This window comes from Legionella stuttgartensis, assembly GCF_977063405.2.
Genome location: NZ_CDRUHA020000044.1, coordinates 82,884 through 109,635, shown reverse-complemented (window position 1 = coordinate 109,635; position 26,752 = coordinate 82,884). Strand labels below are relative to the sequence as shown.

Sequence of the window (26,752 nt, the reverse complement as noted above, 5' to 3'; positions counted from 1 at the left end):
AGTTCCTAAATTAAATAGCTTATTTGTACTATACCCTCTTGCATATAAAGATGGGGTAGCGTTAAAGTCTGAGTGAACGTCATCCCATCAAGTATTCCATCACCCAAGTTCGCTTCACCTAAGCCGACATAACGATACCCCAGTCCTAAGCGCCAGTTTTTACATAGGTCTAAATCGATGCCTAGGCCAAGACTATAAGCAAAGTTCGTTGTTTTATGATCCTCAAATTCTGGGGTGAAGGTTAAAAAAGGTGGGACACTTGTTTGATAATTTGAAGTCTTATTGAAAGCCGCTCCAAGGCCTAGAGATACATAGGGATGAAAAATATTTTTAACAGAGCGCAGTAACTTCCCTTCAAAAAAAAGTTGACTGCTTTTTATTTTATAATGATATGTGAACTCATCAGCTGATTGCTCATCAACACCTTGTATTAAGATACCGCTGCCTGAAAAATTATTAGGTCTATAAAAGCTTATACCAAGCTGCAAAGCCCATTGTGGATCAACAAGAACCTCACTTCCAATTGTTCCCCCCCATAACATCCTATTTGAATGTGAATGTCTAGACGTATATTGGTATGTTGTGAAATCACCGTCCCTATTTATGGTTTGAGAATGTCCTGTCTTGGCTTCGGCTACGCCACCTGAGAGGGTTAAAAAGGGATGAAACCCATTTGAGTATTGTTGCTTCGCTTGGTGACTTATTGCAGCAGATTCTGTATGGCCTGCATTCGAAGTTATCATCACTGAACTAAAAATTATAAAAAAAGAACGTATGGAAAAAAATGGTGAAAAAAAATCCGTAATTTTTTGTTTAAGCATAAATATTCCCTCCTCGCTCCCCATAAATGGGGTATTGAAATCCTTTGCAAATGAGTCAACTAAGTTATCACTTTCAAATTTAGGTTTCTGTGTGACAGTAGATTCATTTCTATTATTTGTTCACCAAGATAGCTGATTCTGTTTTTTTTCACAATGAACATCGAATGCTTATGAATCTATTGGAAATTTTAAATGAAGATAAGCCATAAGAAACTGATCTAGTGTTGCAGACAAAAAAGGTCAGAAGCTCCTGAAATGAAAAAAATTAAAAATTATCTCGTCAAGACTGTTTTTAAATTATTTTTTTAGATATGATAGTCGACCATCTTTCTAGATGTATCTCAATGTTTCCCTTGTGGATATCTTTCAACCTACTCACTTTATACGCTACCTATAGCAGGTGTAATTTTTGAATGATCCTTATCTAATAAGACTTCTAGGGTTTATATTGTTTCATTGCTCAATAACTTATCCCCATTTTCTGTGGATAAGTCTGTGCATACCCACTGGAATTCATTAAAATCCAGCAGTAGCTAAGGTAATTGTTTCGAGTGGGCATTCAACGTAAGTTTTTTAATCATCGTAGGCTTCGGAGCTCTGTCATGACTATTATTCCGGATCCTGAAGGGGATTGTTAAGCGGATATTTTGGCCAAGTAAAATAAAACGTTGTCCCTTTTCCAAGGGTTGATTGCACCACAATCGTTCCTCTTTGTGATTCCACAATTTTTTTTACGATACTCAAACCAATTCCGGACGATTCTAATTCATTGTTTGATTTTAACGTTTGAAACATCTGAAAAATTTTATCAAAATAAATGGACTCTATACCAGGGCCATCATCTGCAACGTAAAATTTATAAAAATGAAGTTCAGTTTCTTGCACACCTATTTCTATATTTCCTGTCGCCTGATTATGATGTTTTATGCTGTTACTAATTAAATTGGATAAAACCTGGCTTAGAGAAAGACGGGGAGTATAAAAAGTAGGGAAATCGCCATTTAAAATGATTTTAAATTGATTATCTGGCTGAAGACTATCGAGGATTTCTTCCAATAAAATTTTAGTATCAACTAAACTGGTAGATAGGTCGGTGTGACCCGTTCGTGAATAGAGCAATATGCCATCAATTAGATTTTTCATACGTGCAATACGTTTTCGCAATAAAGCAAAATTTAGTTTTGACTGGGCATCGAATTTACGATTATTGTCTTCCTCAATCCAAATTGAAAGTTTTTCAATCGCTCGTAATGGTGCTTTTAAGTCATGAGAAGCAATGTAGGCAAAGGATTCCAGTTCCTGATTTTTTTTTTTAACTCATCTTCCCTACGTTCCAATTGACGAATGCGAGCACTCAGTTGTTTATTGATTTTTTTCTGTGAGGCTAATGCTTCCCGCAAGCTCTGATAGTTATTGTCCATTTCCCATATTTAAAGATCCTATTTCTTTAATTATAGACGTAAATAAACGGGTTTTCTTTCTCAACCCGGAAAAGTTCATTTTTTTGTAAAAAAAACATTTTGTTACTATATTTATCATATTATCTCTTAAATGGAATTAAGAATGTCGCGGCAAAAAGAAAGGCAAGAAGTTGAGATGAATGAACGACCGTTCGATCTTCCCAAAAGTAAGACCTTAATGGAGAGTCGATTGCGCGATATTCTCGAGGCGATTGAGTCTGTGAGACGAGGTGATTTGTCCAAGCGACTAAAAAAAGATCAATATGATATTTTTGGGGAAATAGCTGATTCTTATAATAGTATGATGGAAGGATTAAGTAGCTTTACTTCAGAAGTGACTCGTGTTGCCCGTGAAGTCGGTACCGAGGGCAAATTAGGTGGTCAAGCGCAGGTTCCTGGTGTTACAGGTACCTGGAAAGAATTAACCGATAACGTCAATGCGATGGCTGCAAATTTAACCAGCCAAGTGCGTAATATCGCACAAGTAACTACTGCGGTTGCCAGCGGGGACCTCAATCAAAAGATCACGGTTGAAGTAAAAGGCGAAGTGTTGGAGTTGAAAAATACGATCAACAAAATGGTCGATAATTTGAGATCATTCTCTGGTGAAGTAACTCGGGTTGCGAAAGAGGTGGGTACTGAAGGTAAATTAGGTGGTCAAGCACAGGTTCCTGGTCTTACAGGCACCTGGAAAGAGTTAACCGATAATGTCAACGCGATGGCTGCTAATTTAACGAACCAAGTGCGCAATATTGCCCAGGTTGCGACTGCTGTTGCGAAAGGTGATCTTAATCAAAAGATAACGGTGGAAGTTCAAGGAGAAATGCTGCAGCTTAAAGAAACACTTAATAAAATGGTGGATAGTCTAACCATCTTTGCTTCAGAAGTAACACGGGTGGCGAAGGAAGTGGGTACGGAAGGAAAACTTGGTGGTCAAGCACAAGTGCCAGGTGTTACAGGTACCTGGAAAGAATTAACGGATAACGTTAATGCGATGGCGGCTAATTTAACAAGTCAAGTACGTAATATTGCCCAAGTTGCTACAGCAGTTGCAAAAGGTGATTTGAATCAGAAGATTACTGTAGAAGTCCAAGGAGAGGTATTGCAGCTCAAAGAAACCATTAACAAGATGGTCGATAGCTTAACGATATTTGCCTCAGAAGTAACCCGTGTTGCAAAAGAAGTAGGTACCGAAGGAAAATTAGGTGGTCAGGCGCAAGTGCCTAATGTGACAGGTACATGGAAAGAATTAACCGATAATGTGAATGCAATGGCTGCAAATTTAACGAGCCAAGTGCGCAATATTGCCCAAGTTACGACAGCTGTAGCAAGCGGCAATCTTAATCAAAAAATTACCGTTGAAGTAAAAGGTGAAGTATCAGAGTTAAAAAATACCATTAACGACATGGTGGATAACTTACGATCCTTTTCAGGCGAGGTGACACGAGTCGCGAAAGAAGTGGGTACTGAAGGTAAATTAGGTGGACAGGCACAGGTTCCGGGGGTGACTGGAACATGGAAAGAATTAACCGATAACGTGAATGCAATGGCAGCAAATTTAACAAGCCAAGTGCGTAATATTGCTCAAGTCGCAACGGCAGTTGCTGATGGAGATCTTAATCAAAAAATCACTGTTGAGGTAAGCGGCGAAATTCTTCAGCTTAAAGAAACACTGAACAAGATGGTTGATAACTTAAATCTTTTTGCCGCTGAAGTAACCCGAGTTGCTAAAGAAGTGGGTACCGAAGGAAAATTAGGTGGTCAGGCATCAGTTCCAGAAGTAGGGGGAACGTGGAAAGAGTTAACCGCGAACGTTAATGCGATGGCATCTAACCTAACTGATCAAGTGCGTAATATTTCAAAAGTTGCTATTGCAATTAGCGCAGGGGATTTGACGCAAAAAATTACTGTTGAAGCCAAAGGGGAAGTATTACTTCTAAAAGAAACCATTAATAAAATGGTGGATGACCTCAATCGCTTAGCAAGCGAAGTATCTCGTGTTGCTCAAGTAGCGGGTAAAGAAGGCCGATTAAATGAGCGCGCGAATGTTGAGGGTGTGGGAGGCAGTTGGAAAGATATCGTAGATAAATTAAATAACCTTCTTAATTCAATTGCTACACCGGTGCAAGAGGTTATTCGTCTTGCGGTGGCACTTTCCATGGGAGATGTGTCGCAACGAGTCAGTATTGAAACTCAAGGTGATATTAGAACCTTATCCGATGCACTGAATAAGTCTTTTGATGATTTAGGTGCGTTGATTCGTTTTGCTATGGACAGCTCTACCAAAGTTTCAAGCGCGTCAGTACAGTTAGCGGATATTTCCAAGCAAGTCAGTACGACTTTACAACAAGCGGCGAGCACCACACAACAAATAGCTGTTGGGGCGAAAGAACAGGCGAAAAAACTAGAATCGAGTACGCGAATCGTAACGGAACTTTCTAAATCCATTCAACAAGGGGCTACCAATTCACGTACTGCAGCGGAAGTAACCCAAGAAGCAGCAAAACTTGCAAGCAGGGGAACCGATGCAGGAAAACAGGCGGCTACAAGGCTGAAGTCCATTGATGATATTGTGAAATCGAATACCGATACGGTAAAAGATCTAGATAAACGTGCCAAAGAAATTGGGGTTATCGTCGGTACGACAAAAGGTATTGCCGATCAAACGAACCTTCTCGCATTAAATGCGGCAATAGAAGCGGCGCGTGCAGGGGAAGCGGGTCGAGGATTTGCTGTTGTGGCTGATGAAATTAGAAAACTTGCGGAAGGTACTAAAAAAGCTGCGGTCCAAATTGAGGGAATGGTTAATACCATTCTTGAATCAACGACACAGGTGGTTGAAGGCATGACCACTGGTACACAAAAAGTTACGGAATCAATCGATATCGTCAATGAAGCATTAAGGATTCTTAGCCAAATCAGTTCAGGTACTCAAGAAATCACAGTTAAAGCGCAAGAAATTTCTACGGCTACATCAGAACAGGCCAAGGCAGCCCTAGCGGTTGCAAAAACAACAGAAGAAATATCGGCAACTTCAGAACAAGCTGCAGTTGGTGCAGAGCAGATGTCCTCGTCAATTCAGCAACAAACAGCCAGTATGCAACAAATGTCTGTGTCCGCTTCGAATTTATCAGTTCTTTCTGATGAGTTAAGAACAGCTTTGAAACGATTCAAAGTAGCATATATGGCTTCTGAAGCACTACTCAGGAGTGAATAATGCCGAATAAATCACCATTAATACTTCAATCAAAAGAACAGCAGGTAGTGCAACTTATAGTATTCCGAGCCGGGAATGAAGAATTTTGTATACCAATCAGTGACGCACAAGAAATTATTAAGGTGGTCCCTATCACTCCTCTTCCTGACTCTCCTTATTTTATGCGCGGTTTGATCAATGTACGTGGTGATATTGTCGCTATTATTGATATTAAAACACTTTTTTCTCTTCCCAGTCTCAATAACGAAAATCCGAAGCATATTATTATAACAAAACAAAAAAGTGGAATTTTTGGTCTCATTGTTGATGAAGTGGTAGAGGTTTTGCGGGTAAATAGTGCAGATATTAATCAAAATCCATCCAGTATTGTAAATATTCATGAAAAATATGTGGGTGGAATTGTTGTTTATGAAAATCGTTTAATCATTTTATTAAATTTATCTGGCATTTTAGCTCAAGAGGAACTTGTAAAGTTATCAGTCATAGAACGTGGTTAAAAGAATGGTTTCCCGGAAACTAAGAACGAGATGGGTAGATCTCTGTTGAGGAGAAAATAATGGGGAAGATGGTGATGATTGTAGATGATTCCAATTTCATGCGAATAATTTTAAAAGATATTTTAAATGGTAATTTCACTGACCTCGAAATCATAGAGGCTGATGGCAAACAAGCCGCTTTACTTCATCTCAAACAAAAATCCCCCGACCTCGTGTTATTAGACATAGTTATGAATGCAAGTGAAATAGAAGGAATAAAACTCTTAGAAAGTATCCATCATAAATATCCCCATTTGAACGTATTAATGATTACATCAGTTGGTCACGCATCGATTAAGGAGCAGTGTAAAACCTTAGGAGCAAAAGGATATATTCAAAAACCTTTTGAGATTGAACAAATTAAAAATGAACTTAAGAAATATTTATAACTCTCTATAGGTGTTGTAAATGAATGAAGACATAAATAAATATATGGAAGCTTTTCTTAGTGAAGCAAATGCTCATATTAAAAATATGAATTTGGCTCTTATTAATTGGGAAAAACATCCAGACAATAAGAAAAATCTACAAGATATTTTTCGCAATGCTCATACATTCAAAAGTATTTCTGCCACAATGGGATTTCAAAAAATAGCAAATTTAAATCATGCTATTGAAGATTTGTTAGATGCGATTCGCACGAAAAAAATTCCACTTAAAAAGTGTATTAATCTTTTATTTAATTGCTTTGATTTTTTAAAAGAAAACCTGAAAGAAATCTCTGGGGGACAGCCAGAGCTTGATACAGAAACAATAATTAAAAAAATTAGTTTGGTATTAACGAATAATGAGAAGCAAGCAGCGGATCTCTCTGCGATCGAATCATTTAGTAGTATGGAATCAATCACCAGCATCGAAGTGAACGTTGACCGTCTCGATAAATTGCTCAATTTAACGAAAGAATTACTTATTAACAAAATGAGGTTGGAAAGTTTAAGCGAAACCATTCAATCCTCTGAATTAACTGCCACCGTGGGTATTCTGAATCAAACACTCAATGAGTTACAGTATTACGTCATGCAAATACGACTAGTCCCTATAGGATTTGTTTTCGATCGATTTTCTCGTATGGTCAGAGATCTCGCTAAACAACAAAAAAAACAGGTGGCGTTTCACACGGAAGGCAGAGAAATCGAGGTGGACCGTTCATTAATCGACGGGATAAGTGAATCTCTTGCCCACTTAATCAAAAATGCGATTGATCATGGCTTAGAAGCTACCGATATTAGAAAGACGAAAAAAAAATCGGAAGAGGGAATTATCACGTTAAGAGCTAAACGCCAGAAAGAATCAGTAGTAATTGAAGTAAGTGATGATGGGGCTGGACTTGATCTGGAAGCGATTAAAAATATTGCTGTCCGCCACAATTTATTATCCACAACAGCTGCAAAAGCAGAAGTCACCAATGCAATCTTTTATGGGATTTCCACTGCGGAAAAAGTGACAGATATTTCAGGTAGAGGGCTAGGCTTATCTATTGTTAAGCAGACAATCGAATCCATTAATGGGTCGATAGAAGTTGCGACCGAAAAGGGAAAGGGGACTCAATTTTCGATAAAAATTCCTTTAACCTTAACAGTTATTCTTGTTTTATTGGTACGGCAAGGCAATCAGACTTATGCACTCCCCTTAAATGGTATAGAACGTTTAATAACGATACCATTTCATGAGACAGCACGTCTTTTGCACCAAGAAGCTTTTGTGTATGATGAAATGAATATTCCTCTTTTACGTTTGTCTGTTCTTTTTAAGGAAAAAAGAGCAGTAGAAGAAGAACGGCAATTTATAATTGTTTTAAGAAAAGAAGAAGAACTATTGGGTTTAATTGTAGATACACTGCTGACCACGGAAGAAATTATTACCCAACCCATCAATCCAAGTATTCGAGGTAGTAAATTATTTTCTGGCACAGCATTATTAGGCTCAGGTGAGACGATTTTAATTATAGATGTCGACGAACTTTTTCTAAGTTTAAAATCTAAACATGCGGGATGAACTATTATGAAGATAGGGAAACGATTTAATGAATTAATGAGCTTTGCAGCCTCAGAAGCAACCTTTGCACTTTCAGGGTTATTAGATCAACAGATGACGCTAGCTCATGTGGATGTGAGCGTTAAAGTATGTGAGGTGCAGAGCAGTATAAAAGATAATATCAAAGAAGAGGTAGCTCAAATTAATCCTAAAATGGGAGGCGCGATTATTATGACTACTCCCTTGATCGGTACTTTAGAGGGCATTGGTTCATTTATTTTACCAGTAACATCCGCTTTAAGATTATGTGATGTTCTTTTGCGGAGGAAGCTTGGATCGACAACGCAACTGGGAAGTCTTGAAGAATCTGCATTATTAGAGTCGGGAAACATAATTGTCAGCTGTTTTTTAAATGCATTAGGTTATATATCAGTACTTGATAACATTTTGCATAAAAAAATGACCCTTGTGGTTAGCACTAATAGTATGACTCCTGATTTAAGTTATATCGGTTCTCGTGGTGAATATATAGTTCGTACTAGTTTTTATATGAAACATATTGTTCAGGATGAGGATCAGCGTATAGATATTGATGGAATTTGTGTTTTCTTCTTTGAAAGTGCAAAAGTTACTGCATTGCTAAATATGCCCCATAATCCCGAAAAAAGCTGTTGAAAAGGTAGTAGTTTCAATAGTTTTTTCGAGATTTCGAGTTTCGTTAATTGATTAATCAACACCAACAATGCCTCATCTATTGTTCTTGTAAAATATTCGCTATCTTTTCTGCGATCAAATATGCCGTCGCCATAGTAGTACCATCTATTGGAACAGGAACAATTGAATTATCCGCTACAATAAGATTTTGTACTCCGTACACATGCCCGGTACCGTCAACAACACCTCCTTGGTTTAAGGGGGCCATTCGGCAATGACTTTGGAAAACCATGTTACTTCCCAATCCTTGCTTTATAAAATCTGTTAATTGAGGAACATCGTCAAGCACCGAGGGGTCGGGGTAAATCATTTGATAGGTAGGATCAATAATTTGTAATTGTGTATTGATATTTTTAATGTAATTTTGAAATGCATTAATATAAAGAGTGAGATCCGATTGTGCTTGAAACTCGCCTAAGTCCATGCTGGGCTCTACAAAAGGATTACTGCTGTTAATCACAATTGAACCGCGGCTTGCTGGTTGCACCAGATCCAATAAGACCACTGTGATGCCTGGAATCGGATTTATTGAGGCAAATCGTATAGAACGTACTCCAGGATTAGTTCCATTCGGATTCGGCAACATTGCAATTTGCGAAAATACACCATTGGGTGCATTTACCCGAGAGCCAATATATTTAATAAATTGTTGTCCAATAGGTGTATTTGCTAAAGCAGACATAATGTTGCCCGCAATCTGAAGCACTAGTGATGAAGGGGTGTCATTAGGATTAGAAGTATAGATCAGTATGACATGAGGTTGATCCGCCAATCCTTTTCCTACGTTGGGGTTATCATAGACTACAGGAATCTTAAGCGACCGTAATACAGCGGCTGGTCCTACTCCAGAGCGCATTAAAAACGAGCTGCTCTTAATTCCAGCACTTACAATAACTCCTTTTGCGGCATATAGTTTTTTGGGTGTGCCATTATGATAATAAGTCACTCCTACAGCCTTGTTGCCACTCCAAATCACATTATTTGCAGTAGCATGAAATAATACACGCAATTGACGTCCATTAACGCCATTGCCATCCTTATCCATTACCGTATTGTTTAAAAAAACCCGCGAACTACTGGCTCGTAACGCGCCATCTGTCCCCATTTGTGTGTATTGAAATTGAGATGAAGCTCCAATAGGGGTCATGGGATCATTATAATCAAGAACAAAACCTACATGAGTAGCATTCATGATTGCTTTCGTAAATTTAGTAGATACTAAAGTAGGGGTTTTTTCTTGTCTAATTGGGAGTGGACCGTTAAATCCTCGGCTGGCAGGATTTGTAGTTTTGCCCATGTATTTTTCTAATTCAACATAGGTATTCTGAATATTTGCCAAAGACCAGTTCGGTCCTGCTACTGCTTCCCATTGAGCGTAAACTTGATTTGTACCGCGACACCAAGCCCCCACATTTATCGATGATGCTCCACCCAGAGGTACTGCATAGACCCAGTTTAACATTCGATTTGCATCTAATTGTTGTGGAATCGTATTAGTGAGCACATATAACGGAGGACCAACTAATCCTGATAATAACGTAATCAGGGCATTTTTTGAGAGACTGATCAGGGGATCGTGATCCAAATTCGATCCGTTATGCAAGGCAATAACTGAAGTATTAAAGTCGTCGCTTAATTTTTTAGCGAGAAGAGCACCTGCGGTACCTGCACCAATAATAATGTAATCAGGAACTTTAATTTGAATAATGGCAGGTGAGGAGTTACTCACTGAAAACATACAAAATCCATTGCTTAAGGGAGTGCAACCTGCTGCTATTGAATAATAAGGAGAGTTAATCTTGATTCCAGCGAAGGGATAGGTATGGTTTGGCACAGTAGTTAGTAAGCTTAAATTGACAGTGGAAACATTATAATCTTGACAGCTCGCAGGTCCTTTTGCATTGGGACATAAGGTAACGTTAATATCCACAGGAGCTCCGTTACCTGTAATTTTAAAAATACGTCCAGGGGCTGCCCAAACCGCTTGATGGATGACAACAAGAAAAACAACGCCCCATATCTTTTTCGTCATTAGGCTTTTAATCATATAGAGTCCTGATTGAGTCAATTAGTTATATAGTTACCGCGCACACAAGTGCATTAGCATAGGTGTCACCAGTAGTTAAGTTATCAATGTATTGATCATTTACCCTATTTAAATGCCCTTTTCCTAAATAGAAGAAACGATAGCCACATTCAAATGGTATTGGGGCAATAATATTGTTTAAACGGATTCCTGCCCCGACCGTCGCAGTAAAAGTTGTTGTGGAAGTTCCTTTAAATGCATTATCAGGTATAGCAAAGTCAACTAATGGCATTTCATGATAGCCAGAGGTCCTCATAAAATTAGGACCTATTCCTGCATCGACAGTAATATTGTAAATGGGGTTATTTGTGTATATAAGCGCTTTAGCTGCCGCATAGAGGGGTACATTTTGAATGCTGTATTTATATGAAAGATTGGTGAATATATCCTCCTGAATAATGTCTCCTTGCACTTTAGTTTGACCTAAATAAAAGACATCAACCCCATAGGACAGCTGAAACCAATTATAAGAAGGACCGTTAAAATATAAGCCCGCACCAACAAGCCCACTAATTTGGGAATTGTTGTCCACGGTATATTGGTTACCTATTAAACTCTCAATATCAACATGCTGACTTTTACCTTGAGAGGCTCCAAAAAAGCCTCCTTGAATCGGGACAGACCAGATCTTAGAAGGATTTACATTACCCATCGTTCCTGCGGAACAAACAAGCGGTAATATAAGACCAGTAAAGAGTATTTTAGGTGAGCGCATAATTATCCTTAACTGTCCAATCGATTACATCATGTAACAAGCATACGCTATTATAAATCAATACAAACGTCAATTAATCCAAACCCTGCTTGGGATCACGGCGCTTTCCAGTAAAAGGAGTACTATTTAATAAATATCCAACTGTTTTATGAAAAGGCGGCTATCTCGTCTGAGACGGCCGCTATTTTTTACGAAGAATTATGCTACAAATTTAGGCTCAATTTAAATAATTAAAACTTTAGTCCCGGGGTTGGCTTTTACCCAATTAGCCACATACTCGATATAGTTATTTTTGCCAACTGCAATGCATCCACGGGTTGAACCAGGTAAGTTGCTGAACCAACTAAGCCGAGTAGATGACTGAGTTGGTCCATGGATTCCGACATCTCTCCCTGTATATCCTGCTGCTGCTTGCTTTGAAGTGGGATAGAGAATTGGGATAAAGACTTTAAATTGACTGGATTTTCTTGGATGTGCTAACCCATACAAACCAATTGGAGTTTTATTATCTCCTGCGTGTTTTTTACCCACGCCTTTATATCCAAGAGCTACTTTAAAGGTCTTAATTACAGTGCCGTGTTTACAAATATTTAAAGTTCGCTTTTTGGTATGAACATTGATCCCATTTGCTAAAGGACAAGTCCCAGTACTCGCGAATAAAGCGACAGGAAAAAAGATAGACGCCATTAAAATAAGTGCTTTTAATTTCATATAAGTATACTAATATTGTTGAGGTTGGCCAATAATTATTCCATAGTATTTCATTTATTCATAGGGGGGGCAGGTTAAATCGTTTACCTACTTTCATAGTGAGAATCTCTAATTGGAGCTAACTTTTTGATTTAAAAAGGCTCTCTAAGGAGCTCGTTTTACTTGATACCTCAGCTTGAAGACAGTGATATTTAGAGATATGCCAAAGTAAAGTCCTATAGGAGATGTTGTGCCATTAACTGAATTCATAATTTCTTTATCTGAACCTACCCCGGAGGAAATTGTTCGAACAGAAAACCCCACATTTAACAGGACGAGATGGGCTTCACCCCCGTAAGTGTGGGTGCCTTGGCTTGACCTAAAATGCGGTTGCCTCATCGCTTTCGATCTGTTTATAAATTACACATGCTATAATTATCAATGAGACATATACGCACGATATATTCTTACTAATTTTTCTTGTTAATAGAGTGCCGACCCATGACTCATATGTTGTTAATGAGCTTTGATGATAGTAATTTCATAACCCTAAATCGTACCCTCAATCGATTTATGGAGTATGCGTTCGGTTTAATTAAAAAGTCGGATATTCATTTTTGTTATATTGGCACTGCTGGTAACGATAGATTGATCGAACGCGTTTTCTTTTCTCGATTTGTACGTGCAAAATTTGGAAAAAGTGTCATTACCTCAGAATTAGTCCTAACAAAATCCCAGTCAACAAAGGAACAGCTTGAAAACTATCTTACGCAACAAGATATACTTTTTATTGGTGGTGGCAATACAGAAAAAATGTTGGAAATATGGGAAAAATCGGGATTTAGTTTTGTCTTAAATAAATTGAAATCCGAAAATCGATTACCGCTTTTAGCAGGTGTCAGTGCTGGTGGAATGTATCCCTTTCATTCAGGATTAAGTGATTCTATACCAGGACAATATAATGCAATGTCCTGCTTAGGTTGGTTTAAAGAAAGTTTTTGCCCTCATGCTAATTCGAAAAGAAAGTCCCTTTGTGTTTATAGTAATAATCAATATTTGGAGCGTATGGATGCTTACATCAACGCAGTGAGACAGGGATTATTACCATCGGGTTTTGCTGTGCCAGATGATTGTATGCTCCATTTCGAGAATTTCAATTTAGTGCATGTTATTTCATCATTAAAAGAGAATAAATGTTACTATGTCACTCATGCAACAGTTACTGATTTAGAAACAGTTTGCACAGTGAATGCGAGTGATCCAAATATTCGTCTAGAATGTTGGAGTACGTTATTCAAGTATATCGATTATTTCAAACAATACGCAGCAAAATTACAAATGAAGAATCAATAATCAAAACATCATTTCTTCGCAATGTCATATTGAACATGAGGCAAGTATTTCTAATAAATTGGAACCAATAACACCGCGAAATTCAGATCGTAAATTACCCGATATTATGAGATATGATTTACCATGGGCATCTCGATCAAACCAAATATTGAGTACATTTTTTTCAACCAGCTTATCACCGTGGTACGCTTTAACTGGCTTTTGCCTAAACCCAAACAATTTTGTTTCCGAGTTATCATAAATAAAATGATTCATGATGTTGATATTAACAAAAAAACTATGTTTTTTGCGTGCCAAAAATACTCGGCCAAACATCAGTAAAATTTTATAATTTAATTTATATTTATAAAAAATACGGGCATATATTTGAGCGAAAAGTTTTATAAAAAAGTTGCTCAGTTTTTTATTTTTCCAATCTTTTTGCAAAAGAAAAGCAAGTTTTATTATAGCGGGACATGATTGATAGTAAAAACTTTCAATTCGTGAATTCTGTACTTGCTTTGCTAATTTGAGTAACGTAGACGGTTGATTTAAGTCAATTTTAATCACATCATTTCGAACAAAAAGTCCTACCGCATTATCATACGTATCACTTTCACGAATGGATTTAACAAAATTAATGACCGCTATTTTGTTTTTTTCATTTAGGTATGGAGCCAAAATACAGCCAATTGCTGCTATCAAAGTATCTCCAATACCGATTCGATGTGTTTGGCAAAAGCGATGTAAGCCGTCCAAGGTTTTATTGGGGATCTCAAAATATGTAGTACATGACGAAGTAATGCTATTTAAAATTTGATTTTGGGGAAAAACCAATAAGGGAATATTTTTTAAATAATTATCCCAGAAATCGATTTTTTTTGATAAGTTTTTACAAAGATCTCTTTGTTCATGTTGAATGTAATCGAAAAAAACTAATTCTTGTTTTTTCCTGAAGGGCTCAGGCTGAACATATGCATTAGAGAGCTCATTCAGCACAATTTCCGCAGATAATTCATCACTGATAAAATGAGATAATGCGATTTGTATTTCACAAGAATTATTTCCGAGTCGAAATAATTTAAACGTGATCAATGGTAATCTATTTTTCCATCTTTGATTTTCTAATTCATCTAACGATACATGTAATTCGTGTTCTTGTTCTTCCAATTTCAAATCGCTAAGGTCCTTTTCAATTACTTTGAGTTGACGAATATTTTTTTGTGGACATTGCAAAGGCGAGAATCTTGCGATGCTGTAGCATAATATCGGATGATTTATACATAATAATTCAAAGACAGTGTCTAATTTTTTTTTATCCAAATTTCCTGTGATTCGTTTTCTAGTCACGATATTGGATATGTTCGACTTAGGATAAAATAATCTCATCAACCAGAATAAAAATTGCAATTCATTTAATGGCATTGCTTTTAAAAGCTGAGGATGCTCATTTCCATCTTCTTCATCTTCGGAAATATAGGCAGTATTATTGATAACATCAGCAAGGTGAGCAATCGTTTCTGTATTATAAATATCCTGTAATAAAATATTTTTATGAGTGATGTGTCGAATCTTGGTGAGCAATCGCGCTGCTGATAATGAATTTCCACCTAAATCAAAAAAATTATCTTCAATACTAATGTGTTTTAAATTTAATATTTCTAACCAAATTTTTTTCAGTATGATTTCAGTTTCGTTTCGTGGTTTTATAACTTGGTTCAATTCTTTAGTTTGCGGTTCAGGCAATTTGTGGAAATCTAATTTGCCACTTGCGGACAGGGGGAGCTCATCTATAATCACAAAAAATGCGGGTACCATGTAATTGGGCAATTGATTTTTTAGATAATCGCGCAATTCATTTATATCTAATTTTACGGATTGTTTTGGAATACAATAGGCAACCAATTGTTTCTCTTCAAGTGTCCCAGGTTCTGCTCTTGCTCGAATAATAACATTTTGAATACCCGTATATGATGTTAAACATTTCTCAATTTCACCAATTTCAACTCGAAAGCCTCTAATTTTAATTTGATGATCGGTTCTTTCGACAAAATCAATAGTCCCATCTTCTAAATAACGACATAAATCTCCGGTTCGATACAATCTACCTGAACTAAAAGGATTTTTAATAAATTTCTCCTCAGTTAATTTTTTTTTATTTAAGTATCCCTTAGCAATACCATCACCACCAATATATAATTCTCCCAAAACGCCAACAGAAACGGGGTGCATATTTTTATCTAATATAAACAACTTCGTATTTAAAGCGGGTTTTCCTATTGGAATTCGATGTGTATATTGATGGATATTATTTTTATCAATGATTATCCACGATGACGCAACGGTGGCTTCCGTGGGACCATATTCACAAAAGAGTTTGTGATTTGGAAATTTTTTTAACCAATCCTTAATATCTCCTGCTAACAAAGTTTCACCACCAAAGACAATGTATTTCAAATCCAGCATTTTATTCTCGTCCAATACAATGCCATTGATTTGTCTGAAGTGACTAGGTGTGATTTTAATAATAGAAACACGGGTATCTTGCAAATGCTTTAAATATAAATAGGGATCTCTTTTATCCTTTTCAGGACAAATTGCTATTTGTATTCCTTTTAATAAGGGGAATAAAGTACATGACACTGAAAAATCGAATGAGATAGAAGATGAAAAATCAAAAATATCTGCCGATGAAACTGAAATGGCTTTACCAAACCAATGCACAAAATGATTAACGTTACGATGGGTTATCATTACGCCTTTAGGTGTTCCTGTGGAGCCGGAAGAGTAGATTATATAAGCTAGGTCATTCGTTTTGTTAATATGTTTAGGATTGGTGGTAGGATAGGTGGCTAGCTTTGATTCGATTGAGTCCCAACAGATCACTTGCGATGTTGTCATTTCTTCAAATTGATGCGCTAGTTGCGAATGAGTTATTAGAATTTTTGCACATGAATCAAATAATATAGTTTTTTGGCGTTCAGCAGGGTTATTGGGATCCAATGGAATATAAGCACCTCCCGATTTTAAAATTCCCAAGATACCGATTAATAATTCAAAACATGGCTCCATGCAAATTGCGACCAAGGTATTTTGTTTAATTCCTATTTCTCTTAAATAATGGGCCAATTGATTGGCTCGATTATTAAAATCCCTGTAAGTAAGTGTATTTGATTGATAGATCAATCCTACCTGATCGAATATCTGCTCGATTTTTCCTTCGAACAATTCGGGTATGATTTTCTCATAAGGATATTTAGAGTTAGTTTGATTCCATTCTTCTAAAATTTTATGTTGTTCCTCAAAGCTCATATCCGTTGATGATGAGGTCATGCATAAGCTCCATAGTGATAGCTAATGTCTTAATTGTTAATTTTAGCACAAGAGTATGGCTCACTTGGAATAGGGAAAACATGTACTAAAAGACGGCCGCTCTGCATATGCGTCTCGGGGTAAACTTATTAAAAATCGTTGTATTCCAATATTCCGTAACTGAAAATTCAAATATATGTGCCTTTTTGATCAAGTATTGGCCTGGATTTGCTGGAATTAGATAAAAATAATACACATCCGGCTTATTTTAAGGTATTTTTATTTCAATAAAATATTTATTATTCGGTACTAATCAATGATCATCTATTTTTTGTTTGGGAAAACTGGTTCAGGAAAAAGTTATATAGGGAAGCTGCTCGAGAAGTTAAATATCATCCATATCGATGGCGATAAACACATTACCCCGAGGATGCTAGATTGTTTAATCGAAGATGAACAAATGACTCCCGAGATGATTGATGAATATGTTAATGTTTTGATTGATGTAATCAAAACTCAAAAAGAAAAAAATCCAGAGCAGGGATTTGTTGTCTCACAAGCGATGTATCTGGACAAATACCGACTTAAGTTATTACATGCCATACCAGAGCTGAAATTTGTATTGATTGATGTGGCACCAACGGTTCGAGCGCATTTCCTAACCAGAAGATTTCAAAATAAAGAAAGCAAAGTAAGTCCGAGGTACGCCAATGAGATGGATAAGTTTTTTGAGAATCCTTCTCATCAAATAATACCATTTGAAAATAATCAAGCAGCAGATGACGTTCTTATTGAGCAAATTCATGAAAAAATGCCAGCTCTTTTCAACATGGTAGCAAAAGAGGAAGAGTTTAACACCATTGATACAAATGCAATTTATTTAAATCCAGTTTTATAAGAAGGGTTGAGTAGGGAGCATTTTATGTAATTGCCGCAAATTTCTTTATTCTCTCCTCTTGCGCCTCAAGCTCAGTTCTTTTAATAGTCGCGGGTATATATGTCTTTGGGATAGAAAAAAAACTGGGCAATTTAAATGGTTTTTCTGTAGGTCGATTCCAGTTAAATATTTTTTGTTGGTCGCTATCATAATTAATATTATTAAATATTATGGTTGCCATTTTATTCAATGCGCTTCTAGCACACCAACTGGGGGTCATATAACCAATAATAGTAAACATAAGCTCGGGAGGTAACGCTAATAAACTCGCCTCCTGACCTCTTCCCTGAGCCAAAACACTCAAGGTTAGTGCTAGTTTGCTAATTTTCGCTTTATAATTTGCAGCTGTTTTTTGATCAAGACGTTTACGTGTAATGAACGTAAAAGCATTGCCTTGTACGTTTATAGCATCCAAGTCGTTATTTTCAATAAAGGCTTTTATTCCATTATCAGAAATATGATTGTGGCTTACATTTAATTCACTGACCCGAAGCGCTTTTGCCAGCAAGTAAGCTCCTTCATCGCCGAATAAATTATTTGCGAGATTTAATCGTACTAAATGGGTATTAGAAACCAGAGCCTCTAATAACATTTTTATATCAGCCCCAGTGAGTTGCTGATTACTCAGGTCTAAGGTGCTTAAGTTGCTCGCATTGCGAGTCAGATTTTGCAATATTTCATGATTAATGGGCATGCCAATCCTTTTTTCAAAATAGTAATAAACGGGTCAGATTATACAATATTTGCTCATAAGTTCTATAATTATCTATTATGTATTAAATGTGAAAATAATATGTTTAAGAAGCTATTCCAAAAGCCACCCCAAAAGGTCTCCCCAAAAAATACCAATCAGGATGTAGTGATTAAGCCTACTCTTATACAACAAAAAGAACTAATGGGTCAAAACTTACCCTTACTTAATGACATTCAAATCCAGATGATTATAAAAAATATAAAACAATGTTCCAGTCCACCACCCTTTTGCTTAAAAAGTACAGACGATGTGCCATTCAGAACATTATATGATGGTGCCAATATATATGTTTTATCGGAAATTGTTTTGGGTGAGGGCGGGGAAGGAGTCATGATGGCTGGGTTACAGATTGACGAAAAAGGTATGTCCAATTGGCTTGCCATTAAAGAATGTTTTCCTGGCCGCGATCTGCGGGACATGATTATACTATTTGTCACTGACGATGATAAGTTTTTGGAAAATTATGAACATATGATGCGTATTATGTATCTTGAAAAATATCCGGACGCAGATTACGACGAACTAAATCAAGATGAATTAGTTGAGTTTTTTAAAAAACGATTAGCAACAGAGATAATTCCTCAAACCAAAGAGCGCTCCTTACAAGATGCTTTGAAGAACCAAGCCATACTTGAACATTTGGGCATTCCGGCAACAGCTTTTGCTACGGATTTGTTAGTTTATTCCACTATGCCATTGCTGCGTGGTTCGGATTTAGTGATGCTCACTGGGGCAAAAGAGTCAAATCCAACTGCAATTTTTGAAGAAATTAAGAATTCGGTTGAGACAAATCCGGATGCTCCTCTCCAATGGGGATCTTTTGTAGCGGGTTATGCGCAGGTCATCGATAACATCATGGAGCAAGTAGCAGAACTCCATAGGAAAAATTATCTCCACCGCGACATTAAGCCACAAAATTTTATGCTTACGGATACTGCGAAGGTACAATTAATAGACTTTGGTTCGGCAGTTAAGATGCATGAAGGCGTCTACACTGCTAATGATGCAAAGTTTGGTACACCCGGCTATATTTCTCCTCAACAAGCAGAGGTTGTAGAATTCCATCCTACCGATGATTATAATTTTACTCGAGCAGATGATATTTACAGTCTAGGGGTCACCCTCCACGAATTGCATGCCCAACATCTGGTTGAAGCGATTTCGAACTTGTATCCAGATCTAAAGGAAAGGGTGGTTGGTATACAACACGCTCTAGCAGACTTAAAGGCACATGAACCTGAAACTCGCCTGCATGCAATGAGCTATTTAAATGAGCACTTCAAGCATCTTGTACAAGCCCTCGAAGTGAAACAAGGGTTGGTATTACAACATGATGATAATTATGAACGGTTAGTAGCGCACATTGACCGTTACCGGATCGCTTGTTATGAAAGTAACTGTCCAACGGATGATGTAAGTCTAATTATTGATGGTATAGAATTTTCGTCTAAGTTTGCCTATGATTTGTTAAGCGAGGATGTTAGCAGTGAAGATATTGCAAGTAATTTATTAACTATAAAACAAGAATGCCAAGCGAAGCCTGAAATTACGGTCACTGATGTTATCGCATCCATTACTCATCATAACCTAACCACATGATTTTAAAAGAACTATATTGAGCGAAGAGGTTTTCCCAATACCTTGGGTCGGAGCACAATTAGTCTAATTTAATACAATGATCATCATCCCAGAATACCTAGCCCAAACCCATTTGAGTAAGTGTTATAAATCTAATGTCTTTTAAACGTCAAACTCTGAAATTTAGTTTTGACTTAAGAGAAACTCAAAGAGGAAATACTTTCTGAACCATCTGATGATGAACAACGTAAAGAGTTTAATAAATCTATATAAAACGACATTAAAGTGTTCAGATCCGATTTAAAAAATTAAAAAAAGTTCATTTTCTTATTGTTAAATTATTCTTATTGTGCAATACTTCAACAAATTGTTCTCAAAAATGTTTTTTCTACATGAGTATTTTATTTTTTCAGGCTTTAAATCCAGCTTTTAACAACTTAGGAGTTAGTAGTGCTAATTCTGAGTTAGTTATTAGTAAAAAGCCACAAATTAAAACTCCAAATAGAAAAAATTATGAGCAGAACATAGATAACAGCATTATTCTTTCTTCTCGAGTAAGTCATTTATTTCAATTTCCATCTTCGGATGTTATTGATATTGTTAGAATAGCTACAACTCCTCCCGACCCACACACCTTCAAGTCTTTTCTCTAGTCTGAGATTAGTTGTTCTCAACTGGAATATATTCTGTTGAGAGTAACGTACATCACCTAAGACAGCATAGCTAGTGATCATTTTAAAGAGGTCGCTGTTTCTGCAAAGTCTCCGGCGTGTAACGTTCTCTCATATTGAAGATAAAAATAACAACTGTATCCATATCGTAGTAACAAGATTTAAATATACAGTAAGTTAGGTTGATAAGATGAAGATGCAATGTAATGTAAAAGGCGAACGATACCGTTATATGGGTCTCAATATTTTTTTAATATTCGATTAGTAATTCTTATTTATGCACCAAGCAATCAGAATTTTAACAAGTTCATTTGTTTGTAAACAGATTATTAACGGGTATTCATATGAAAGATAAAGAACAGAGAAATAAATTATTAAAGAAATGTATTGAGATTAAAAATTCAATTAATCAAAAAATTCCTTTGGCAGCGAATCGATATGAAGAGTTTGAACAGATTGATCGCAGCAAAATAAAAGCCTATGAACAGGACATAAGGGCAAGAACTCCTGAGGATCAGCAATTAGAATCATGTATGTACGAAATGGAATATCTTGAGGCTCATGATAAGAAGTACGAAGCGTATGAACGCTATGTAGAACAAAAGGAAATTGAGTGCCATATTTTTGAATTTATTAATGCGCGCTTCAGGGAGTTTTGTCTCGATGAGCAGGTAAAATCGCCGCACAATCTAAATAATAGTCAGAAGCAAAGTTTAAAACAAATTATCCTCAAACAATCTACGATTTTGTGTGAAAAAATTGCACGATCCCAAAAACTGCTTGGAAGAGGAAGCAGCACTGTTAACGTCACAGAAATGGATGACTACCTTGAACAACATGCTGATCAGTTCATCGAGATTTTATGCCAGGGCGAAGAATTAACGATTACCGATAAAGAATTAGCTTATCGGTTTAAAAAAATTGATGAACTTGTTGAACATCGAGATGCCTTTCAAAAGCAATTTAGACGGGAAAATGCTGTGCTTTTGCAAAAGGGGGGGGATAAAAAGGTAAGAGAAACAATTCAAAAATCAAAAATATTTGCAGAGGGTCAATATTTCGATAAACCGGGAATCAGTACGGGGTTTTGTGATGAACATACTTGCATTGCCCTTAAAAGATTATATGATGAATATTTAATTGATAGCGATACCATCGTTGAGAAAATTTCTATTTATTACTTTGATGATGATGGTAACCCTGCCGATGGCCACACGTTTTTGGTCATTGACCGAAATCCCGATAGTTCTCTCAATGACATCAGCCAATGGGGGGGGATCCTTTTAGACCCATGGAATGGACTAGCCTGTCTTACAGAGGATTATTCTTCCTTACCTTATTTTTATATTTCTTACCCAGAAGGGGCTACATGGGAGTCTATCCCTTTTACGGTTGAAGATTATCATCTGAGCTCTACGATCCATGATGCGAACAAATATTATCAGATGACAGGGAACGAAGACCTAGAAAAACGTAAACCACTGATGATGGAAGAACATCAATTGCATTCGTTGGATGAAGTTGGATTCGAAGAAACCAAAGCATTTCTTACTGAACTGATTAATAAATTACGTCCCCAGAATTTCGAAGATCCACTTGAAATTTTTATTACAACAACAGGCGATAAATTGGTAAATTCGCTGGCCGGATTTACTAAGCCCGCGATTGTCATTCACAGCGATTTTCTTAAGCAAATGCAAGATGGCGTTTATACTGTTGAAGAATTAGAGTTCGCTTTAGCCAACGAGTTACTTTACATTAAACATGAAGGTGTTGGAGTTTATTATGAGATTTCAGCCGATGAACAATTCAAACTCGATAAATTAACGATTGACCAATGCCATAATGTACAAGCAGCTATTAGTTACTTAAGAAAAAGCATTAACTTTCAGGAACAACATAAATGGGATGTGAGTGATGTCACACCTTTCTATTTGATTCATGATTATCGAGAAGTGGTATTAGCGGATTATCATCAACGTATTAAAAATTTGTTAACTTGGTTGGCTATCAAAGAAAATGAGCGCGATGAAAAAAAACAAACGTCTTTACCAGCTACCCTTTTAAATGCTGTTGCTCCGATTAGCCGAGATATTTTTTATAAAAAAGAATGTGATGCATGTGAAGATACCGTAGCAAAACTCAAATTTTTAAAGTCAAAATTAGCAGAGCTAACGGTTGAATTATTACCTTATGAGCTAACGTCTAAAATTGGAATTAAGGTCAGGGATTTCTGTTCGATTCTGTATGCGATGAATATTAATTTGAACGATGCAGAAGTGGAGAAAGCAGCGAACGAATTAATTGAACGGGCTTTTGAATTGCGAATCCCATCCTTTGAACGTGTTTATCTGGCTCTTGTTCATCAACATTTTACGAGTCGAACTTATTTAGCTGAGCACGTCCGGGTACCTCCATTTGGACTTTTTAAGGCCATAAACAATGCAATTGATGCGTTTGTCAAAGCAAAAAGTTTTAAAGAAGCAAAAGAGACGGCCGAGACCTTAAAAGCGTTACAAGAAAAATACATAGGTCATTTTAACCTGTCGCGTGGCCGGGCAAGAGCTCATACCTATCAATTTGAGCAAGTGCATCAGCGCATGCCTGTCGGAAATGAGCGATTTTTTGGTTCAATTATCGGCGAGCACATTAACTGGAATACTTTTGCACCACAGGATGATGTAACTGAGGTACCTTGGTCGAGTCATCTTGAATGGGCACAAAAAGATGAAAGCTCTATTATTGCTGAGACATTATGGCGCCTTGGTGTGACTAGCGATCAAAACTTATGGTCTTTATTACCTGAAAAAAAACTATTGTCTTTCGTCATTAATTATTCTGATTACAAACCAATGACTAAATTACCTCTACAGTATGCTGCATATGGTAGTAATGATTATTTTGAAACTGTATTGGAGTTTTTATCTGAGAATGTAATCCAGAAATTTAACGTCAACTTCGAAATGTTTTTTAGTGAAGAGTCTTTTGAAAATAAATTTAAGCAGTATTATGATTTGAATTGGCCTGTATTAATCAAACCTTCAGAATATCAGGCTCGCAATATTGACAACCTAGCCATTCAATTTTTGCTTTCTGAGTTTACCAATATAGCCATGACTGGGACACCAGAAGAGAAAGCCGTTGTGAAAAGCTTTTTCCTAGGACGAGAAGATAAGCGAGATCTGGAGCACCTACAACTGATTTCAAATGAAGTAAAATCAACGTTACATTATAACACTCCCTATGTTCAATTTTTTATTAATCAGCAATTTCAGGACAAAAAATTTGATTTATTTGCCACAGAAGAACAACTGAAATTACTGGATACCATCTCAATGTATCTTTATGAAATTCCGCCTCAGGCGTATATTCATATTTTTCGCTTGCCTTTTGATACACTTAGTCTTGATTGTTTGGAACAGCTACTCACTTTAGTTAAAGATCAAGAACGGCTCCTGTCCCATTCTATTGCAGTCGGCTTTTTTAAGGAACATCTAAAGCAATACGGAAATTATGAGGTGTTGACCAAAGAGACAATAACCTTACTAAAACTTGCTGGCCAGTTTATGCATAATCCTGTGGACCGTGCCGACCTATTTAAATCATTTCTCTGGAGTTTACCTCAAGAAGCCAGTGGAACAAGCCATTTAACACCTAATGATTTAATCCTTATCTATCGTACGTTTGATTCACAACTGATATTTCCCTCCCCCGAAGTACAAGAACATTTTTCTCGGCTGGTTATCGAGCGGATCAAAGGAATTTCAGAACGCGATGAGCGTATCCAAGCATTGGAAGAGCTTCTCTTCGTGGAGAATTCAATCAGTCTTCCGATTAGTGATATTACTTTGCGTAATGAAGCCATTGCACAGTTAGTTCAAGATCTAAGAGATAAATATGGACAGGATGACCAATCTCAGGAATATAAAGAAAAGATACTAGCCGTGATTAATCGTCTGTATAAAAATATGGCAAAACGAGATGTCACATTAATGCTTTCGAGATTGGCTAATGCCATTGAATCACAGTGGGAAGTGACTGAGCATTTAGGGATTTTGTTAGAGCCAGATAAATATTTATCGACGAATCAACAGGAAAAAATCGACTTTTCTATTAGTAGCCTGGCCGCAGCCTCTCGGAAACTAAGTGAAGACAAGAACGACATAAGGGAATTTTTGGAATTTATTTCTTCTCCGATTAGTCGTCAAACAACCGATAAATTTTCCAGTTATTTATTAACCCATCATAAAATAAACGGTCTGGCAAAACGGTTAGGCTACAGTGACAATTTAGCAGAAATTGAGAAGGACAAGCCAGGAACTATTGCGTTAATGTTAAGAACTCTTTACGCGCAGTTCTGGGATGTAAGTCTGGAAGAGCGAGCGGTTATTGTGGATCACTTGCTTATTCCTGCCAATAAAGTAAAAACTGCAGATGAGATGGAAGACGCATACGAAGAAGCCTTTTCCTACGTTGTTCATAAATTGTTCCCGCATGCCGAAACAGATAAAGAGGAAAATTTTGCTTACGCTTTGCTGAAAGCTTACCTAGAGACGGCGGATAAATACATTCGCAGCCATTTATTAGCAGGCATGTTAGTAGCCACCAACCAGTCGACTGGGACTGGGCAATCATCTAGCGCGGGTAAAAAGTTGGCCATGTTATGTGAACATATGGGTCCTGCCTATGTCAAACTGGCTCAGGCAGTTCATAGTCATCCGAATACCCCTGAACATATCCGCCGCGATCTGGATCACTTGAAGGGACGAGCGAATCCACCTCACCGTTGGCAATTATGGCGGCTCTTGCGCGAAGTGGTGTCTCGTGACGATCGCAAAATGATTAAACGTGTTGGAGCTCTTTTAGGCTCGGCCTCCTATAACTTAGCTCTGGAAGTAGAGCTAGAAGATGGACAGGACGTGGTGCTATTGATGTTGCGTGAGCATGCAGCAAAAAATGCGCAAGAAGGTTTTAGGCATTTGCAAAAGACCATTGAGGCTTGCTCGCACGCTGATATGAAACCTATTCGCGAGAGTATTTTATCGATCATCAGTGAGGCCCAAGAACTGTCGAAAATTGAAATGGACAGAAAGTTAAGTGAGCAGCAAAATCAAATTGCAGCCAAACTTTACGCTCGTTCCATCACTGTGAACGTTGATGATAAACCCTATACTTTTACCCTAAATCCGGCTCATTTGATTAAAAGTGGTGAAGGCTATCGATTCATTCAACGTGTTTATGGAACCGAATTTAATGAACTTCCTAACCAGACACCGGAAGACAAGGCAATTCGCCGAGCCATTGCTAAAGCAGTCATCACAGTAGAGCTCATTAACATTCTTCAGGGGGGGTGTTTTGATTCCGACCGACATGGTAATCAATTGCGCCATCAGAACCATCAGCTGGGGTTGTATGATTTTGGTGAAATGTCTTTGCAACCGCCAAGTGACGTGGAGTTAAAACAATTAGCGAACGTTCTATCGGATATTCCCAAAGCGGCTATAAAAAATAGGCTGTTTAATACCAACTTTGATCTGTTGTTAACAGAGCATATTCGAAAAGCGCTTAAAGCGGGTGAACCAACCAGTTATTTAATGCGAGTACGTAAAGGACTTTTGGCATTACGAGACTTCCAAAAAGAATTATCGTCTCAAGAACTAATGGATGTGTTAAAACAGGTTAATACCAGTGAAGCCATTCATAAAAAAATCAAATCACAGGTGGCCAATACCATTCGCATAGCTGGATACATGGAAGATATTAGTCAGACTTATCAGCATTTTGTTAACAAGGCAGTTTTTTTCAAGAGAAAGGTTGATTCAATATTTCACGGGTGTTCCTCTCATCAAGTGGCGCCTAAAGATAGAGGATCATCTGGCAATGATAATCAAAGTTTTTTTTGCCTTGGCAATTCAAAATAGAAACCGACTCCTTGAGGTGGAATGCAGAAATTCT

18 protein-coding genes are annotated in these 26,752 nt (G+C 37.2%); 10 read left to right on the top strand and 8 right to left on the bottom strand.

Going from position 1 to position 26,752, the window contains the following annotated elements:
• Positions 1-5: 5 nt before the first annotated feature.
• The 3 genes from ACWTEW_RS11385 to ACWTEW_RS11375 all read right to left on the bottom strand — a co-directional run bounded on the left by ACWTEW_RS11385 (position 6) and on the right by ACWTEW_RS11375 (position 2,242).
• On the bottom strand, positions 6-821 hold the full coding sequence (locus tag ACWTEW_RS11385) for an outer membrane protein (RefSeq protein WP_454781750.1): 816 nt from the start codon (positions 819-821) through the stop codon (positions 6-8).
• Positions 822-1,430: 609 nt separating this feature from the next.
• Positions 1,431-1,964: a sensor histidine kinase gene (locus ACWTEW_RS11380; RefSeq protein ID WP_454781749.1), complete on the bottom strand. Its 534-nt coding sequence runs from the start codon at positions 1,962-1,964 to the stop codon at positions 1,431-1,433.
• A gap of 116 nt (positions 1,965-2,080) precedes the next feature.
• The gene (locus ACWTEW_RS11375; RefSeq protein WP_454781748.1) at positions 2,081-2,242 is read right to left on the bottom strand and encodes a hypothetical protein; all 162 of its coding nucleotides are present in this window, start codon (positions 2,240-2,242) and stop codon (positions 2,081-2,083) included.
• 142 nt (positions 2,243-2,384) lie between these two features.
• Here ACWTEW_RS11375 and ACWTEW_RS11370 point away from each other — a divergent pair, with 142 nt between their 5' ends.
• From ACWTEW_RS11370 to ACWTEW_RS11350, 5 genes are all read left to right on the top strand, one after another.
• The gene (locus ACWTEW_RS11370) at positions 2,385-5,498 is read left to right on the top strand and encodes a HAMP domain-containing protein (RefSeq protein ID WP_454781747.1); all 3,114 of its coding nucleotides are present in this window, start codon (positions 2,385-2,387) and stop codon (positions 5,496-5,498) included.
• A complete protein-coding gene (locus tag ACWTEW_RS11365) occupies positions 5,498-5,995 on the top strand; it encodes a chemotaxis protein CheW (RefSeq protein ID WP_454781746.1) in 498 nt (165 codons plus the stop codon). Before ACWTEW_RS11370 ends, ACWTEW_RS11365 begins: the two co-directional genes overlap by 1 nt.
• 74 nt (positions 5,996-6,069) lie before the next feature.
• Complete coding sequence (locus ACWTEW_RS11360; protein ID WP_454781745.1) at positions 6,070-6,423, top strand: response regulator; 354 nt, start codon at positions 6,070-6,072, stop codon at positions 6,421-6,423.
• 19 nt (positions 6,424-6,442) lie between these two features.
• Positions 6,443-8,029 (top strand): chemotaxis protein CheA, encoded by a 1,587-nt coding sequence (locus ACWTEW_RS11355; RefSeq protein ID WP_454781744.1) that lies wholly within the window; start codon positions 6,443-6,445, stop codon positions 8,027-8,029.
• 6 nt (positions 8,030-8,035) lie between these two features.
• The gene (locus ACWTEW_RS11350; RefSeq protein WP_454781743.1) at positions 8,036-8,683 is read left to right on the top strand and encodes a hypothetical protein; all 648 of its coding nucleotides are present in this window, start codon (positions 8,036-8,038) and stop codon (positions 8,681-8,683) included.
• A 76-nt stretch (positions 8,684-8,759) separates the two neighbouring features.
• On the opposite strand, the gene ACWTEW_RS11345 is transcribed toward ACWTEW_RS11350, so the two are convergent.
• The 3 genes from ACWTEW_RS11345 to ACWTEW_RS11335 all read right to left on the bottom strand — a co-directional run bounded on the left by ACWTEW_RS11345 (position 8,760) and on the right by ACWTEW_RS11335 (position 12,234).
• Positions 8,760-10,769 carry a GMC family oxidoreductase gene (locus ACWTEW_RS11345; RefSeq protein WP_454781742.1) on the bottom strand — a complete coding sequence of 670 codons (2,010 nt, stop codon included), beginning with the start codon at positions 10,767-10,769 and terminating at the stop codon, positions 8,760-8,762.
• 25 nt (positions 10,770-10,794) lie between these two features.
• A complete protein-coding gene (locus tag ACWTEW_RS11340) occupies positions 10,795-11,523 on the bottom strand; it encodes a hypothetical protein (protein WP_454781741.1) in 729 nt (242 codons plus the stop codon).
• 222 nt (positions 11,524-11,745) lie between these two features.
• Positions 11,746-12,234, bottom strand: coding sequence for a L,D-transpeptidase family protein (locus tag ACWTEW_RS11335; protein WP_454781740.1), 489 nt, complete (start codon positions 12,232-12,234; stop codon positions 11,746-11,748).
• A 480-nt stretch (positions 12,235-12,714) separates the two neighbouring features.
• Here ACWTEW_RS11335 and ACWTEW_RS11330 point away from each other — a divergent pair, with 480 nt between their 5' ends.
• Complete coding sequence (locus ACWTEW_RS11330; RefSeq protein ID WP_454781739.1) at positions 12,715-13,566, top strand: Type 1 glutamine amidotransferase-like domain-containing protein; 852 nt, start codon at positions 12,715-12,717, stop codon at positions 13,564-13,566.
• Positions 13,567-13,590: 24 nt separating this feature from the next.
• Here the strand turns inward: ACWTEW_RS11330 and ACWTEW_RS11325 are convergent, their stop codons facing one another.
• The gene (locus ACWTEW_RS11325; RefSeq protein WP_454781738.1) at positions 13,591-16,878 is read right to left on the bottom strand and encodes an amino acid adenylation domain-containing protein; all 3,288 of its coding nucleotides are present in this window, start codon (positions 16,876-16,878) and stop codon (positions 13,591-13,593) included.
• A gap of 295 nt (positions 16,879-17,173) precedes the next feature.
• Here ACWTEW_RS11325 and ACWTEW_RS11320 point away from each other — a divergent pair, with 295 nt between their 5' ends.
• Positions 17,174-17,755, top strand: a complete 582-nt coding sequence (locus ACWTEW_RS11320; protein ID WP_454781737.1) for a hypothetical protein — start codon at positions 17,174-17,176, stop codon at positions 17,753-17,755.
• A 22-nt stretch (positions 17,756-17,777) separates the two neighbouring features.
• Here the strand turns inward: ACWTEW_RS11320 and ACWTEW_RS11315 are convergent, their stop codons facing one another.
• Positions 17,778-18,488, bottom strand: a complete 711-nt coding sequence (locus ACWTEW_RS11315; RefSeq protein ID WP_454781736.1) for a leucine-rich repeat domain-containing protein — start codon at positions 18,486-18,488, stop codon at positions 17,778-17,780.
• A 99-nt stretch (positions 18,489-18,587) separates the two neighbouring features.
• On the opposite strand from ACWTEW_RS11315, the gene ACWTEW_RS11310 reads away from it, so the two are divergent.
• The 3 genes from ACWTEW_RS11310 (at position 18,588) to ACWTEW_RS11300 (ending at position 26,718) form a co-directional block, all read left to right on the top strand.
• Positions 18,588-20,147 (top strand): protein kinase domain-containing protein, encoded by a 1,560-nt coding sequence (locus ACWTEW_RS11310; protein ID WP_454781735.1) that lies wholly within the window; start codon positions 18,588-18,590, stop codon positions 20,145-20,147.
• A gap of 371 nt (positions 20,148-20,518) precedes the next feature.
• The gene (locus ACWTEW_RS11305; RefSeq protein WP_454781734.1) at positions 20,519-20,779 is read left to right on the top strand and encodes a hypothetical protein; all 261 of its coding nucleotides are present in this window, start codon (positions 20,519-20,521) and stop codon (positions 20,777-20,779) included.
• A 362-nt stretch (positions 20,780-21,141) separates the two neighbouring features.
• Complete coding sequence (locus ACWTEW_RS11300) at positions 21,142-26,718, top strand: ABC transporter (protein ID WP_454781733.1); 5,577 nt, start codon at positions 21,142-21,144, stop codon at positions 26,716-26,718.
• The last annotated feature ends 34 nt before the right edge of the window (positions 26,719-26,752 follow it).